We start from the raw sequence: 14,582 nt of genomic DNA on the forward strand, positions 1-14,582 counted from the left end.
GCAGAATTCACTGCAGTCATAATTCAAACACACATACCACAAGGAGGGTTTTTCTCATGAAAACAGTTCGCATTTCGTTAAATTCCATTGACAAGGTTAAGTCATTTGTAAATGATTTATCTAAGTTTGATGTTGATTTTGATTTGGTTTCCGGCAGATATGTTATTGATGCTAAGTCTATCATGGGTATCTTCAGCCTGGATTTATCCAAGCCAATCGACCTGAACATCCACGCTGAGAGCGGCGTTGATGACATTCTGGCCATTTTAGCACCATACATCATCGCTTAATCTGCTGATTCATTTCCCGCCTGCCGCGGGACAAGGCACATACGTCAAATCATCAGAAACCATCAGAGTCTGCCGAGGCAGACTCTTTTTATGTTTGTTTCCGGTTTGTATTGCCTGCCGTACCTCTGCGCCCTTTATCCCTGGCAGAGAATCTGTTCCGTTGTCTCCAGGGCTGTCTCCACCAGCTGGTCAATCTTTTCTTCCAGACGGCGCTCAGAGCTGTGAATCACATTGATGTTGGGCTTTGTCACCGGATGCTTGGCCACAAAGATGGTGCAGCAGTCCTCGTAAGGCTGTATGGATGTCTCATAGGTGCCGATTCGCTCAGATACATCCACAATTTCCTGCTTGTCAAAGCCAATGACCGGACGGAACACAGGCATGGTGCACACCTCATTGGTAGCTGCCAGGGACTGCAGTGTCTGGGAGGCCACCTGCCCAATGCTCTCACCTGTAATCAGGCCGATGGAGCCAGTGCGCTCCGCTATGGTCTGGGCAATCCGCATCATATAGCGGCGCATGATGATGGTCAGCTCCTCATGAGGACATTTGTCATAGATGTAGAGCTGGATATCCGTAAAATTCACCACATGGAGATTGATGGGGCCTGCGTATCTGGCCACCAGGTTTGCCAGGTCCACCACCTTCTGCTTTGCGCGTTCACTGGTATAGGGCGGCGCATGGAAATATACCGCGTCCACCTTCACGCCTCTTTTGGCAATCATATAGCCTGCCACCGGGCTGTCGATGCCGCCGGACAGCAGCAGCATGGCCCTGCCGTTTGTTCCTATGGGCATGCCTCCCGGACCGGGAATCACCAGGGAAAACAGGTTGATTTTCTGGCGTACTTCCACATGGAGAACCACATCGGGATGGTGGACATCTACCCGCATCAGGGGAAATGCCTCCAGAATCGCCTCTCCCATGTCCCGGTTAATCTGCTCCGAGGTCACGGGATACTGCTTGTCCCCCCTGCGGGCGTTTACCTTGAAGGTGATGTTCTTATCCGGATACACCTGATTCATGTATTCCACCACATGTTTTTTCAGGTTTCCGTAATCCTTATCCTCAATCTGCACCATGGGACAGATATCCGCAATGCCGAATACCCGCTTAAGGGCTTCCACGGCATCATCGTAATCATAGTCCGTCTCCGCCTTCACATAGATGCGCCCCGACTCCTTGGTGACGTCAAACTCCCCCTCCACGCTCTTTAGCGCATAGCGAATCTGCTTTATCAGGGCATCCTCAAACATATACCGGTTCTTGCCCTTGGTGCCAATCTCTGCGTATTTAATCAAAAATGACTGGTACTGCATCTCTTACCTCTTTCTATTGTTCAATCGTCCGCTTCACTGTCTTGCGGCAGCGTATCATTTCCGTGCATCATTTCCGTGCATCATCCCCGGTGGTACCGTCTCAGCACCGGCAGAAGCTCTTCCAGGACCTCCATACAGTAATCTATTTCTTCCTTTGTGTTGAACATGCCGAAGCTGAACCTCAGTGTGGAATCCAGCAGTTCCTTTCTGACGCCAATGGCCTTTAAGGTGCCGCTGATTGCAGGGTGGTTGGAGGAGCAGGCCGAGCCGGAGGAAACATAGATTCCCTTGTCCTCCAGAGCATGGAGAAGGACCTCGCTTCTCACTCCCTGAAAGCTTGCGCTGACAATCTGGGGCGCGCTCTCTGCTCCCTTCCGGCTGTTGACAACAACACCCGGCAGGGCAGCCATGCGGTCTGTCATATAATCCTTCAGGCCCGTAATGTACTCTGTCTTCTGCTGATGGTCCGTGTACATTTCCCTGGCCGCCTGGCCCATGCCCGCAATGCCCGGAACATTTTCCGTGCCTGAACGCATGTCCTTCTGCTGGCCGCCTCCGTAGAGAAGGGGACAAATTTTCACCCTCTCATCGATGTATAGGAATCCCACCCCCTTGGGACCGTGAATCTTGTGGGCGCTGACAGACAACAGGTCGATTCCCTGTTTCTTCGGACGAATCACAAGCTTGCCGTAGGCCTGGATGGCATCCACATGAAAAAGAGCGGCAGGATTCCTGCCATGGACAAGGGATGCAATCTGCTCCACCGGTTCAATGGCTCCCACCTCGTTATTCACATACATAACAGATACCAGAATGGTATCCGGACGCATGGATTCCTCCAGCTCCTCCAGGGATATATGGCCCTGGCTGTCCACAGACAGATATGTGACTTCAAACCCCTGCTGCTCCAGATATGCCAAAGGATTGTACACTGAGGCATGTTCAATCCTGGTGCTGATGATGTGCTTTCCGGCCCTCCGGTTTGCCATGGCAGTGCCGATGAGCGCCATGTTGTTGGATTCCGTACCGCCGGAGGTAAACAGGATTTCCTTGTCCCTGACCTTTAATGTCTTTGCAATATCCGCCGCTGCCCGGCGCACATACTGCTCCGCCTCCATACCCTTTCTGTGTTTGGCGGAGGGATTGCCGTAATCCTCGGTCATGGTTTTCACCACAATATCCCTCACACTGTCAAACACGCGGGTGGTGGCTGAATTGTCAAAATATGCTTCCATTATATAAACTCCTTTACAGCGCCCCTTCCAGCCGCATCATCAGTACCGACAGCACGGCCAGGCCTGCTGTCTCTGTCCTCAGTATCCTGCGTCCCAGACTGACGGGCCGCACGCCTTTTGAAAGGGCCAGCTCTATCTCCCTTTCGTCAAAGCCTCCCTCCGGACCAATGAACACAGCAATGTCCTGTCCCGGTCCGACGGCATCCAGCTCCGCCTTTGTGCCCTCCATCCCCGCCTCATGTTCATAAGGAATGAGACGCACGGAAAATCCCCGGCTCTCCACAAAGTCAAAGGCTTCTTTTAAAGTCATGAGGCCGGATACCCCGGGAACCAGGCTCCGTTTGGACTGCTTGGCGGCACTTTCCGCTATGGCCTGCCACCGCTTGCGCTTGGCCTCTTCCTTTTTCGGCTCCAGTTTAACCACCGTGTTTCTGGTGGACACAGGAATAATACCTGCCGCCCCCAGCTCCACGGCCTTTTGGATGATAAACTCCATCTTATCAGATTTGGGCAGTCCCTGAAAGAGCCAGATTCTGGAAGGCAGCTCCCGTCCTTCCTCCTGGATTTGTCTAATCCGGGCCGTAACCTCCTGGCCGGCGATGTCTTCCGCCCCGCAGAGGTAATCCCTGCCAGTGCCGTCGCTGACCAGGATTTCCTCCCCCGGTCTTATGCGCAGGACATTCTTTATGTGGTTCACGTCAGGACCGGTTATCCTTACCAGTCCGTCCTCCACCTGCTCAGGATTTACAAAAAAATGATGCATGGTTTTCCCTCAGGTCCTTCCTTAATATAACCTATTTTCTTCTGGCAGTCACGCTCACCCATTCGCCCTGGTATGTGATTTCCACCACCTCCAGGTCCCGGCAGCGCGCAAATGCCTCCTTCACTGCCTCTTCCTTCATATCAATGATGCCGGAGGTGATGAAGATACCGCCTTTTTTCAGATGGGCAGGTATCTCGTCCACCAGCAGGATGATGACATCCGCCAGTATGTTGGCCACCGCCACATCGTATTTGCCGTATCCGGCCCACTCCTTTACGGAAGTATCATCTATGATATTTCCCTGGAGCACATGGAACCTGTCCTCCGGAATATGGTTGGCTTCCAGGTTCTCCCTCACGGCGTTAATGGCATTTTCATCCAGGTCCGTTCCCCACACCTGGTCCGCCCCCAGCTTCAGGGCCGTGATTCCCAGGATGCCGCTGCCCGTCCCCACGTCCAGCACCGTGGTGTCCCGGTTCACGTACTTTTTAAGCTGGCGGATGCACAGCTGGGTAGTCTCATGCATACCGGTTCCAAAGGCAGTGCCCGGGTCAATCTGCACCAGAAGCTTGTCCTTGTGCTCCTCAGGGACAGACTCCCAGGTAGGCTTAATCAGGATATCATCCACTGTAAAGGGCTTGAAATACTGTTTCCAGTTGTTAATCCAGTCCTTGTCCTCTGTTTCCGATGCAGTGATGGTCCTGGCGCCCAGGTCCGTAAATGGAGCCAGCTCATCCAGCCCTTCCTCCACCCGTCTGAGATAATCCGCCACATCCGCGTCTTCATCCAGGTAAAAGCTTATCCTGGCAACCCCTTCATCCGGAGGAAGCTCAGGGAGAATGTCGATAAACATCCCCTTTGTCTCCTTCTCTGTCAGAGGCACATTGTCCTCGATTTCGATTCCCTCTATACCAATGTCGTCAAACATGCTGCTAATCAGGTCCACCGCCTCAGTGGTGGTGGTTAACGTAAATTTTTTCCATTTCATATGATTCACTCCTATTTCCTATGTGCCGCTTACTATTTTAATGAACAATACCCCAAGCACCATCAGCACCACGGGGCGGACCACCTTTTGTCCGTCGTGGGCCACCATACCGGCCCCGATATAGTGTCCTGCTATGGAACAAACACCGGCCGTAAGCCCCAGCGGGTAGTAAACATTTCCGGTTGCAATAAAGGTCACAAGCGCCGCAATATTAGAGGAAAGGTTGATTACCTTTGTCTGTGCGGATGCGCTGCGTGTATCCAGCCCCGCTGCCCCTGTGAGAATGAGAATCAGGAAGGTTCCTGTGCCCGGCCCGTAAAAGCCGTCATATCCTCCCACAAAAAAAGCCGCCCCCATGCATATGGCAAACACCTTTTTTCCGGAAATGGCATCTGTCCTGTCTCCGGCTCCCATATCCTTGTTCCTGAGCACATAAAAGGCCACAACAGGCAGCACCACAATCATCATGTGCTTGATGACTGATTCCGGCACCATGAGAGCCAGATGAGCCCCAAGGGCCGAGCCTGCAAGGGCTGCTGCAGAGGAACAGACCGCCATAAACACTTTTCCATTCAGGAAACCATGTTTTGCCAGGCGGGCCGTGGAAACAGCGGTTCCCATGGCTGAACTGAGCTTATTGGTACCCAGGGCCACATGGGCGGGCACCCCTGCAATGAGATATGCAGGCAAGGCAATAAGCCCGCCGCCGCCTGCAATGGAATCCACCAGTCCGGCCAAAAATACCAACGGGCACACAATAAGATATTGTAACATGATTGTATCCTCTTTTCCGTAAAACAACCTTTATATTATCACATATTATGTGCACTGGCAATAAGCGGCAATTTTTTTTTGCAATAAAAAAGCCCCGCCCTGCATTAACATTATGAACGGATGAAAGAAAGATGCCGGGGCAGAAGCGGGCAGCCGTGCAGGCCCCAGGGGACGGGATTCCGGAACATACAATCATAAACCAAAAGGGCGGCAAAAAGCCGCGCGAAATTCCAACATTGCATTACACTCCATCACACACACATACCGGATGGAACGGCTCCCAGGCATTGAACCAAGATACGAAAGAAACGGATTACCATACAGTTACCATATAAATAAGGATACAAAGGAAAAAATTGCTTCTGGTCTTAAAGTTACCATACGACAAAAAACAGAAAACCCCGGCGCCTGCTTGCCACAGGCGCCGGGGTTTTCCGGTTTTCACGTCGGATTATACATGCTTACATATCTCTTCCCTCAACGCTTTTGCCATCTCCTGATATTCTTCCTCCGAAAGAGCCACTTTCTCCACATCGTCATGGAACGCCTCCCCGAAAAATACAGCCTATCCCACTGCCCTGGTGGCCTTTAACGACCGCCTGGCCCTGGGCGCCATCCAGGCCATCCACCAAGCCGGCTTTAAGGTTCCGGACGACATCAGCGTCATCGGATACGACAACTCAGATCAGGCAAAATACTCCATGCCCAAGATTACCACCGTGGAAATCCATGCATCCCTCATGGCCCAGACAGCGGCCAGAATGCTGTTCCAGCCACGGTTTCCGCTACCGGACCAAAGCGCCGTCCGCTCCCACCACATAGCCGTCCGGGGTGGTGGTGTTCATAAACAGCCGCCCCATGGTCCCGTCTGACTGGGTATTAAAATAATAAAGCTTCCCATCTATCATCTGCCAGCCCGTGCGCATCATCCCCAGGGTGCCGTCATCCAGGGGATTCAGATAATACCGGTTCCCGTCGCTGTCCGTAAACCATCCTGTCAGCATATATCCATTCTGGTCAAAGCGGTACCAGCGGTTATGAATCAGCTGCCAGCCCCCGGACAGCCAGCTGCCGCCATAGAGCTGGAACCACCAGCCCCCCGGGCTGTATCTCCAGCCCTGGCCGTACTGGACTCCAGGCCCTCCATTGTAATACCACCAGTCATCCTCATCCCAGTCGTCCCAATCATCCCAGTAATCGTCATTGGGGTCCCACCAATATCCGGGGTCAAACTGGGCCGTGGACGTATCCGGCACATTGGTGTTAAAGCCAGGGTAAGCCCTGACCGTATTATCTGTAGTAACCTGGGCATTGCCCTGAGGCGCTGAGGGACCGCCGTAATCATAGGTCCCTGACGGCGAAGTCCCGTAATCATATTCCACCCCCGGACCGCCCCTGCGGTAATGGTCATAATACCAGCTGTCTCCCGGCCCATAGGCCAGGCAGTCCTGAACCGGCAGGAAAGACAGCGCAGTCACGGCCGCCAGTATGAACGGCGCGGAAATCATCCTTCTCATGTTTTTCTCCTCTTTTAGCTTAGGTCTGTATTACATTCCCAATTACATTCTTATGCATATTTAAAAGTATATCACAACACGATTGACATTTTCAACACATGAACATACAATAGTTGTATGTGCAACTATTGTGAATGCAATTTTCTTGGGCCAAAGAACTGAAATTGCATTCTTATAGGCCAAACACAGGGAATAATCGTCACAGTTCAACGAAGGAGGATTCCGGAATGAAGGAATTTTTATCTTACCTGAAACCCTACAAAAGGGATGCGGTCATGGCTGTTTTCTGCATTGAGGCCGAGACCGTGTTTGAGTTAATCATCCCACTGGTCATGGCTTCCATTGTGGATGTGGGCGTAGCCACCGGGGACCGGCATTACATTATGATGAAGGGACTGCAAATGGTCCTCTTTGCCCTTATCTCCCTTGTACTGGGTCAGGGTTCAGCCATGTTTGCGGCCCGGTGCGGCCAGGGTCTGGGTGCTGAAATCCGCAGGGCGGAGTTTGCAAAGCTGCAGCAGTTTTCCTTTGCCAACACAGACCATTTCAGCAGTTCTTCCCTGGTGACCCGCCTTACCAGCGACGTGACCACCATCCAGAACTCCGTTGCCACAGGCATGCGTCCAGCTTTCCGCTCCCCGGTCATGATGCTGACCGCCATGGCTGCTTCCTTTTACATCAATCCCCAGCTGGCCATGGTGTTTCTGGTGGCTGCCCCGGCACTGGGTGTGCTGCTGTTTTTTATTATCAGCCATGTACGCCCCCTGTACAGCGTGATGCAGGGCGCCATTGACATGGTAAACCGCATCATCCAGGAAAACCTCACCGCCATCCGGGTGGTGAAATCCTATGTCAGGGGCGACCATGAAATCCAGAAATTCGAGGAGGTCAATTACAATCTGCAGTTTACTGCGGAAAAAGCCTTCCGCCTGGCAGTCCTGAACATGCCGGCCATGCAGCTGGTTATGTACTCCACCATCCTTTGCATCCTGTGGTTCGGCGGCAGACTGGTCACCATAGGCGGTGTGAAGGTGGGTGAGCTGACCGGATTTCTCAGCTATGTGCTGCAGGTTTTAAATTCCCTGATGATGTTCTCCAATGTATTTCTCATGACTACCAGGGCCCTTGCTTCCTGGAAGCGCATCTCAGAGGTCATGGATGAGGAAATCGACATAAAGGAGGATGCCTCCAGCTCGCTTATGGTGGAGCACGGGGATATCCGGTTTGAACATGTATATTTTAAATACAATCAAAACGCTGCCGAGTATGTGCTCTCCGACATTTCCTTTCATATTAAAGCAGGCCAGACCGTGGGAATCATCGGCCAGACAGGCGCTGCCAAGAGCACGCTGGTCCAGCTGATTCCCAGGCTCTATGAAGCCACAGAGGGCACCGTATATATAGACGGCCGGCCGGTCCGCGAATATTCCCTCAAAGGACTGAGGGATTCCATCGCCATGGTGCTCCAGAAAAACACCCTGTTTTCCGGCACGGTAAAGGATAACCTGCGCTGGGGCAAGGAAATGGCCACGGACCAGGAAATCGGGGAGGCATGCCGCATTGCGTGTGTGGATGAATTCATTGACCGTCTGGAGCACGGTTATGAAACAGAGCTGGGCCAGGGAGGGGTCAATGTGTCAGGAGGGCAGAAGCAGCGGCTCTGCATTGCCAGGGCCATCCTCAAGTCCCCCAAGGTACTGATTCTGGACGATTCCACCAGCGCGGTGGATACAGCCACAGAGGCCAAAATCAGGGACGGACTGGCAAAGAGCATGCCGGATACAACGAAAATCATCATTGCACAGCGCATATCCTCAGTGGTCCATGCAGACCAGATTATCATCCTGGAGGACGGACAGGTGAATGCAGTGGGCAGCCATGAAACCCTGCTGGCCTCCAACCAGATTTATCAGGATATATATCATTCTCAACAGGAAGGGGCGAATCTGTAATGGCAAGAATAGCAAATTATAACCGTCCCAAGGACACCCGGCGTACCCTGAGACAGATGCTCAGCTATCTGGGGCGGCACAAATGGTATATGCTGCTGATTGCCCTCCTGGTGACAATCAGCGCCCTGGCCAGCATATTGGGAACATACCTGCTGAAGCCGGTCATCAACCAATATATTCTTCCGGGAGACATACCGGGGCTTATAAAAATGCTTGTGGTCATGGGTGCGCTGTACCTGTGCGGCGCCCTCTCCTGTTATGCTTATAATCAGATGATGGTCCACATTTCCCAGAAGGTGGTCAGCGAAATCCGGTCCGACCTGTTCCGGCACACCCAGCGCCTTCCCCTGACCTACTTTGATGCCCATACCCACGGGGAACTGATGAGCCGTTTTACCAACGATGTGGATACCATCAGCGAGGCGCTTAACAATAGCTTTGCAATGATGATACAGAGCTTTATTACCATCACAGGGACCATTACCATGCTGCTGGTGCTGGACCGGCGCCTTTCCCTCATAGTCATGGTGTTTCTGGCTCTCATGGTTCTGTTCATCCGTTATAACGGCAAAAGGAGCAGGAAGTATTTTACCCAGCAGCAGAAATATCTGGGCAGCATCAACGGCTTTGTGGAGGAAATGGTGGCGGGCCAGAAGGTAGAAAAGGTATTTAACCATGAGGCCCAGGACTACGAGGAATTCTGCCGCCGCAACGAGGCATTCCGGGTGGCTGCCACCAAGGCCCTGACCTATTCCGGCATGACGGTGCCCACCATCGTGGCCCTGTCCTATGTCAATTACGCCCTGTCAGCCTGCGTGGGCGGTCTTTTTGCCCTGTCAGGCCTTACGGATTTGGGGACCCTGGCATCCTATCTGGTGTATGTGCGCCAGAGCGCCATGCCCATGAACCAGTTCACCCAGCAGATTAACTTTCTTCTGGCGGCCCTGTCGGGAGCTGAGAGAATATTTGATATGATGAACGAGACACAGGAACCGGACCAAGGTACGGTTACCCTGTGCAATGTATGCAAGGATGAAAACGGCATTTTGAAAGAGTGCAGGGAATATACCCACTCCTTTGCCTGGAAGGTACCCGACGAAGTCCCTGCCGGGGCGTCCGGGCTCCGCACTGCCTCCGGGTCCGGCTTCCGTCTGATTCCATTGCAGGGGGATGTGCGTTTCAACCAGGTTGTATTCGGATACACGCCGGAGAAAACCATACTGAACGGCATCAGTCTCTATGCCAAACCGGGACAGAAAATCGCATTTGTAGGTTCCACCGGAGCAGGCAAGACCACCATCATCAATCTGGTGAACCGTTTCTACGAAATACAGCAGGGCAGCATCACCTATGACGGCATTGACATAAGGACCATCAGAAAGGATGACTTGCGCCGCTCCCTTTCCATGGTTATCCAGGATACACATCTGTTTACAGGAACCATAGCGGACAATATACGGTACGGGCGGCTGGACGCCACAGACGAGGATGTGGTAAGGGCCGCCAAAGTAGCCAACGCCCACTCCTTCATCCGGCGCCTGCCCCAGGGCTATGATACCCCCCTTCACAGCGATGGCGCCAACCTTTCTCAGGGCCAGCGCCAGCTCCTGGCCATTGCAAGGGCTGCCATCTCCCGTCCGCCTGTGCTGATTCTGGATGAGGCCACCAGCTCCATTGACACGCGGACGGAAAAACTCATCGAAAAGGGCATGGACGCCCTGATGGACGGGCGTACGGTCTTTGTCATTGCCCACAGGCTGTCCACGGTCCGCAACTCCAAGGCCATCATGGTACTGGAAAAAGGAGAGATTATAGAACGGGGAAACCATGAGGAACTGATAGACCAGAAGGGGCGGTATTACCAGCTTTACACAGGCCAGTTTGAACTGGAATAGAGAAAGGAAGTATGAACCATGATAAAACACGAGCAGGTACGCCGCCTCCTGGTGAGGGCGGAGAGAGCGAGGAAGCATCTGATGCAGCCCCATTTTACCCGGATTGGCCTCACCTTCGGCCAGGGCCATGCCCGCATCCTGGATGTACTTATGACCCGGGACCATATAACCCAGAAGGAACTGTCAGACCTTTGCCATATGGATGTGACCACCATGTCCCGTTCCCTGGACCGCCTGGAGGAATCCGGCTACCTGGTCAGGGAAAAGGACCCGGGATGCCGCAGGTCCTATCTGATTTGCCTCACCAAAGAAGGGTTCGCAGAAGCTCAGAAGGTACGGCAGGTGCTTAAAATGGTGGATGATGTTATCTGGGAAGGATTGGAGCAGGATGAGATGGAAGCATTCTGCGCTGTTATGGAAAAGATATGTGAAAATCTGGAACAGTGTGATTTTAAATTTGATGAAAAGGAAACGTAAGGAAAAACCGCCCTGCCGGAATAGGAAACACTCCGTCGGGGCGGTTTTGTCCGCTGCTCCATTCTAATGCTGTCTCTTTTTACTGCTGTCTCTTTCTACTGCTGCCCCATCTTACTGCCGGGCCAAATATGTACGGATATTATCCAGCACCTTTTCACTGAGCAAATCAAAGGCCTGTTTTGTCCTTCCGGCAGAGATATGGGCACAGAATACGCCCGGATGGCGAATCAGCTCACCGGTGCTGTCTCCCAGTGCGCCTTCTGTATCACAGATAAAATAATTATTTCCCTGGTTCAGCCATGCCTTTAGGGCCGGAATCTCAAATGCAGGTCCAATGGATGTATTAAAAAGGATTTTTCCCTGTCCCAGCTGTTTGAATTCCTTCTCATGAAGCAGAATCACATTCTTATTCAGGCAGGCAAAAACCACTTCGCTGCCAGCCAGCAGTTCCTCTAACGGACGGTAAGTCATGCCCTGTTCTTCCCTGTCCTGCTTCCTGGAACGGCTGTAGTAGGACACATCTGCACCCATGAACTTCATTGCGTCTGCTATCATTCCTCCTGATACGCCCATTCCAATGATGCCCACCTTCAAATCCGTGATTTCAAGGGGCATGTCACGAAACATGGGACGGTCAAAGCCGTGAAGGAAACGCACCAGTTCACTGAGCACATATTCCACCACTCCCCTGTCCCCGTAATCCCTGATTCCAAGAACCGTAATACCCCGTTCCCTGGCACAGGAAATGTCCACATTGGCGCTTTCCTCAGAATAAAGGCTGCAGCACATTCCAATGTAGCGGATGGAGGGACAGCTTTCAATCACATAACGGCTGATTTTGGATGTGTAGCTCACCAGCACTGCATCTGCATCCCCGATACGCCGGATGATTTCCTCATCACCAGCCGGCACGTCCTCATATAATGTTATCTCCCCTGCATACCGGTGCAGCTCCTCCTGGGCCTGAGGCACCAGACTCACAGGCTCAATTGCCACTAATTTCTTAAACATGTCCGTTTCCTCCTAAAATACGATTGGTGATACAATGTTCTGCAAAACTGCCACCACGCTCCAGCCCGCAATGGCGCTGGTACTGGAATAAATATCCACAACTGCCTTCACGCCTTCTATTTCGGATGTGATTTTGTGGTCATCCCCAACCATGCCCGGCACACTGTATATATCCACCCGGGTGTTCTCCGGACCCACGGTTGCCAGAGAGGACGCCACCGCCACATTTACCTTGGTGGGCAGCAGGGAAATGGCCTCCTTTGCATTGCCATGAAATACCCGGCTTTCCTCCCCGTCCTCCATCAGACGCTCCTCGAAAAGGGGAGTGCCCTTTAAAGAGGCCGGACCTTTTTTGGTCCTGATGCCAGCCTCTGCCTGCCCCATCAGGGATATGGTCCGCAGCACGTCAAATCCGCCCACTGCACCGGATGCAATATACACCCTGGTTTTGTGACTGGAAGCCGTGGTCTTCACCAGTTCATAAAACGCATTATCTGCAAATGCTCCAATGGACAGCACAATCATGCTGGCCCCGGAAGCCAGAATCTTCACCCCATAGTCCTTTACAGACTGGACAGACGCAGCCTCCGCAACATAGTCGGGAGACAGCGCCAGAAGCTCGTCGATGGTACCGCATGCCTGACACCCGCATTTTCCCGCCAGCAGCTCTGTCTTTTCCCTGGTCCTGCCCAGGACTCCCACCAGTTCGTATTCGTCCAGCATTCCTTTCAGGCTGGCTTCCACAATAATATCAGCCAGATAGCCGTTGCCCAGAATACCCAGTTTGAATTTTCCCATTATAACCTCCATCTGACAGGCCGTGTATGCCTGTGTATTTATGTTCTGCATCCTGTCTATTATCCCACAGCGGGGAGGTTTTTTCAATTGGAGATTTTACAGGGGAATCTGGAATAAAAATCAAAGGCTGAATGCTTAAAATGCCTTCAGCCCTCAACTTTATCACTGACGTCTGGATTGTACCCAAGCCCAGCCATGCATATAGGTTCCGGGTCAGGACGGATACCGCCTGATGACATGGCCCCGATGGCGCGGCCCTCTGCCTGCAGCATCCGTGTCGCCGGCTTTCACCGGAATATATACTTAGTTTGTATAGTTGTCAAAGTAGCCCTGAACCAGAATAACCGGTGTTCCTTTATCACCGGAACCGCTGGTAAGGTCGCAGAGAGAGCCAATCAGGTCGGTCAGCCTTCTTGGCGTTGTTCCCTGGGACGCCATGTCGCCTACCAGGTCGGATTTCTTCTCCTTGATTCGCTGGGAAATAGCATTCTTTAATGCCTCTCCGGACAAATCCTTAAAATCATTATCAGCCAGATACTTTAGTTTTACTTCGTTTGGAGTGCCTTCCAGTCCTTCTGTATTGGCAACCGATACCACCGGGTCAGCCAGTTCCCAGATTTTTCCAACCGGGTCTTTAAATGCGCCGTCGCCGTATACCATGACCTCCACATGCTTTCCTGTACGGTCCAGAACCTTCTTCTGGATATCGGTCACCAAATCCATACAATCCCGCGGGAACAGCTTGATGGCATCCTCGGTTGACTTATTGGAGCCCAGGAGGCCGTATTTTTCATTGCAGCCGCTTCCGTCTACCGGAGCATTCAGGATATCATCCATACCGCATACCACCTCAGCGCCTGCCTCTTTTAAGATACGTTTGGTACGCATACGTGAATGGATATCACAGGTCAGAACACGCTTGGTATGGTTTAAGATTTCTCTTGGATTATTTGCAAATATCACCTCTGCCTCTGCGCCCTGCTCTTCAATCAGCTGACAGTAATAGGACACGTAGTCCACACCGGTAAAGGGATGCTTGTTCTCTCCAAAGAGTTCCCGGTAGCGCTTTAAATCTAATACATCGCTGTAAGGATTAATACCAGCCTCATCCACCTGGTCTAAGGATACCAGGGAATTTCCCACCTCATCGCTGGGATAGCTGAGCATCAGCACAACCTTCTTAGCTCCTCTGGCAATTCCCTTTAAGCAAATGGAAAAACGGTTTCTGGACAGAATCGGAAAAATGACGCCGATGGTCTCTCCGCCCAGTTTTGCCTTCACATCCCCTGCAATGGCATCAATGGAAGCGTAATTACCCTGAGCTCTGGCAACCACAGACTCTGTCACGGAAATAACATCCCTGTCCCTGATTTCAAAGCCTTCGCTTTCCGCTGCTTCCAAAACGCTGTTCACCACGATTTCGGCAAGATTATCCCCTTCACGGATAATGGGGCAGCGGATTCCTCTCGAGATTGTTCCTACTTTTCTTTCCATATGTATCTTCTCCTATATATTATAATTTTCGTCATACTATTTTATTATAGTATAAAATACAGGATTGGG

Annotated in this window: 13 protein-coding genes; 4 read left to right on the forward strand and 9 right to left on the reverse strand. The window is 52.1% G+C overall.

What is annotated here, in order from left to right:
• Window positions 1–56 precede the first annotated feature (56 nt).
• Window positions 57–290: a PTS sugar transporter gene (locus I2H39_RS16150; protein WP_002577933.1), complete on the forward strand. Its 234-nt coding sequence runs from the start codon at window positions 57–59 to the stop codon at window positions 288–290.
• 134 nt (window positions 291–424) lie between these two features.
• On the opposite strand, the gene thiI is transcribed toward I2H39_RS16150, so the two are convergent.
• The 6 genes from thiI to I2H39_RS16185 form a co-directional block, all read right to left on the reverse strand.
• Complete coding sequence (thiI, locus tag I2H39_RS16155; protein WP_138309425.1) at window positions 425–1,609, reverse strand: tRNA uracil 4-sulfurtransferase ThiI; 1,185 nt, start codon at window positions 1,607–1,609, stop codon at window positions 425–427.
• An 80-nt stretch (window positions 1,610–1,689) separates the two neighbouring features.
• A complete protein-coding gene (locus tag I2H39_RS16160) occupies window positions 1,690–2,844 on the reverse strand; it encodes a cysteine desulfurase family protein (protein WP_138309426.1) in 1,155 nt (384 codons plus the stop codon).
• A gap of 13 nt (window positions 2,845–2,857) precedes the next feature.
• Window positions 2,858–3,607 (reverse strand): 16S rRNA (uracil(1498)-N(3))-methyltransferase, encoded by a 750-nt coding sequence (locus I2H39_RS16165; RefSeq protein ID WP_138309427.1) that lies wholly within the window; start codon window positions 3,605–3,607, stop codon window positions 2,858–2,860.
• 31 nt (window positions 3,608–3,638) lie between these two features.
• Window positions 3,639–4,595, reverse strand: coding sequence for a 50S ribosomal protein L11 methyltransferase (gene prmA, locus I2H39_RS16170; protein WP_138309428.1), 957 nt, complete (start codon window positions 4,593–4,595; stop codon window positions 3,639–3,641).
• Window positions 4,596–4,613: 18 nt separating this feature from the next.
• A complete protein-coding gene (locus I2H39_RS16175; RefSeq protein ID WP_138309429.1) occupies window positions 4,614–5,369 on the reverse strand; it encodes a TSUP family transporter in 756 nt (251 codons plus the stop codon).
• 785 nt (window positions 5,370–6,154) lie between these two features.
• Window positions 6,155–6,886, reverse strand: a complete 732-nt coding sequence (locus I2H39_RS16185; RefSeq protein WP_138309430.1) for a hypothetical protein — start codon at window positions 6,884–6,886, stop codon at window positions 6,155–6,157.
• 227 nt (window positions 6,887–7,113) lie between these two features.
• Between I2H39_RS16185 and I2H39_RS16190 the strand changes: the two genes are divergently transcribed.
• The 3 genes from I2H39_RS16190 to I2H39_RS16200 are packed head-to-tail and all read left to right on the forward strand — an operon-like array spanning window position 7,114 to window position 11,210.
• Entirely contained in the window at window positions 7,114–8,838 is a 1,725-nt protein-coding gene (locus I2H39_RS16190; RefSeq protein ID WP_195626992.1) for an ABC transporter ATP-binding protein, read from the forward strand.
• Window positions 8,838–10,733 carry an ABC transporter ATP-binding protein gene (locus I2H39_RS16195; protein ID WP_195626993.1) on the forward strand — a complete coding sequence of 632 codons (1,896 nt, stop codon included), beginning with the start codon at window positions 8,838–8,840 and terminating at the stop codon, window positions 10,731–10,733. Before I2H39_RS16190 ends, I2H39_RS16195 begins: the two co-directional genes overlap by 1 nt.
• A gap of 18 nt (window positions 10,734–10,751) precedes the next feature.
• On the forward strand, window positions 10,752–11,210 hold the full coding sequence (locus I2H39_RS16200; RefSeq protein WP_138309433.1) for a MarR family transcriptional regulator: 459 nt from the start codon (window positions 10,752–10,754) through the stop codon (window positions 11,208–11,210).
• A 111-nt stretch (window positions 11,211–11,321) separates the two neighbouring features.
• Here the strand turns inward: I2H39_RS16200 and I2H39_RS16205 are convergent, their stop codons facing one another.
• The 3 genes from I2H39_RS16205 to I2H39_RS16215 form a co-directional block, all read right to left on the reverse strand.
• Window positions 11,322–12,221 carry a D-isomer specific 2-hydroxyacid dehydrogenase family protein gene (locus tag I2H39_RS16205; RefSeq protein ID WP_195626994.1) on the reverse strand — a complete coding sequence of 300 codons (900 nt, stop codon included), beginning with the start codon at window positions 12,219–12,221 and terminating at the stop codon, window positions 11,322–11,324.
• Window positions 12,222–12,233: 12 nt separating this feature from the next.
• Window positions 12,234–13,019, reverse strand: a complete 786-nt coding sequence (locus I2H39_RS16210) for an aspartate dehydrogenase domain-containing protein (protein ID WP_138309435.1) — start codon at window positions 13,017–13,019, stop codon at window positions 12,234–12,236.
• A gap of 303 nt (window positions 13,020–13,322) precedes the next feature.
• Complete coding sequence (locus tag I2H39_RS16215; protein WP_138309436.1) at window positions 13,323–14,513, reverse strand: coenzyme F420-0:L-glutamate ligase; 1,191 nt, start codon at window positions 14,511–14,513, stop codon at window positions 13,323–13,325.
• Window positions 14,514–14,582: the final 69 nt, after the last annotated feature.

Source organism: Clostridium sp. 1001283B150225_161107_B6, from assembly GCF_015556325.1.
In the GTDB taxonomy this organism is placed as follows: Bacteria; Bacillota; Clostridia; order Lachnospirales; family Lachnospiraceae; genus Enterocloster.

Bases quoted from the DNA above. Each gene is read 5' to 3' on its own strand.
- I2H39_RS16150 (WP_002577933.1), top strand. From the start codon at position 57: ATGAAAACAGTTCGCATTTCGTTAAATTCCATTGACAAGGTTAAGTCA.
- thiI (WP_138309425.1), bottom strand. From the start codon at position 1,609: ATGCAGTACCAGTCATTTTTGATTAAATACGCAGAGATTGGCACCAAG.
- I2H39_RS16160 (WP_138309426.1), bottom strand. From the start codon at position 2,844: ATGGAAGCATATTTTGACAATTCAGCCACCACCCGCGTGTTTGACAGT.
- I2H39_RS16165 (WP_138309427.1), bottom strand. From the start codon at position 3,607: ATGCATCATTTTTTTGTAAATCCTGAGCAGGTGGAGGACGGACTGGTA.
- prmA (WP_138309428.1), bottom strand. From the start codon at position 4,595: ATGAAATGGAAAAAATTTACGTTAACCACCACCACTGAGGCGGTGGAC.
- I2H39_RS16175 (WP_138309429.1), bottom strand. From the start codon at position 5,369: ATGTTACAATATCTTATTGTGTGCCCGTTGGTATTTTTGGCCGGACTG.
- I2H39_RS16185 (WP_138309430.1), bottom strand. From the start codon at position 6,886: ATGAGAAGGATGATTTCCGCGCCGTTCATACTGGCGGCCGTGACTGCG.
- I2H39_RS16190 (WP_195626992.1), top strand. From the start codon at position 7,114: ATGAAGGAATTTTTATCTTACCTGAAACCCTACAAAAGGGATGCGGTC.
- I2H39_RS16195 (WP_195626993.1), top strand. From the start codon at position 8,838: ATGGCAAGAATAGCAAATTATAACCGTCCCAAGGACACCCGGCGTACC.
- I2H39_RS16200 (WP_138309433.1), top strand. From the start codon at position 10,752: ATGATAAAACACGAGCAGGTACGCCGCCTCCTGGTGAGGGCGGAGAGA.
- I2H39_RS16205 (WP_195626994.1), bottom strand. From the start codon at position 12,221: ATGTTTAAGAAATTAGTGGCAATTGAGCCTGTGAGTCTGGTGCCTCAG.
- I2H39_RS16210 (WP_138309435.1), bottom strand. From the start codon at position 13,019: ATGGGAAAATTCAAACTGGGTATTCTGGGCAACGGCTATCTGGCTGAT.
- I2H39_RS16215 (WP_138309436.1), bottom strand. From the start codon at position 14,513: ATGGAAAGAAAAGTAGGAACAATCTCGAGAGGAATCCGCTGCCCCATT.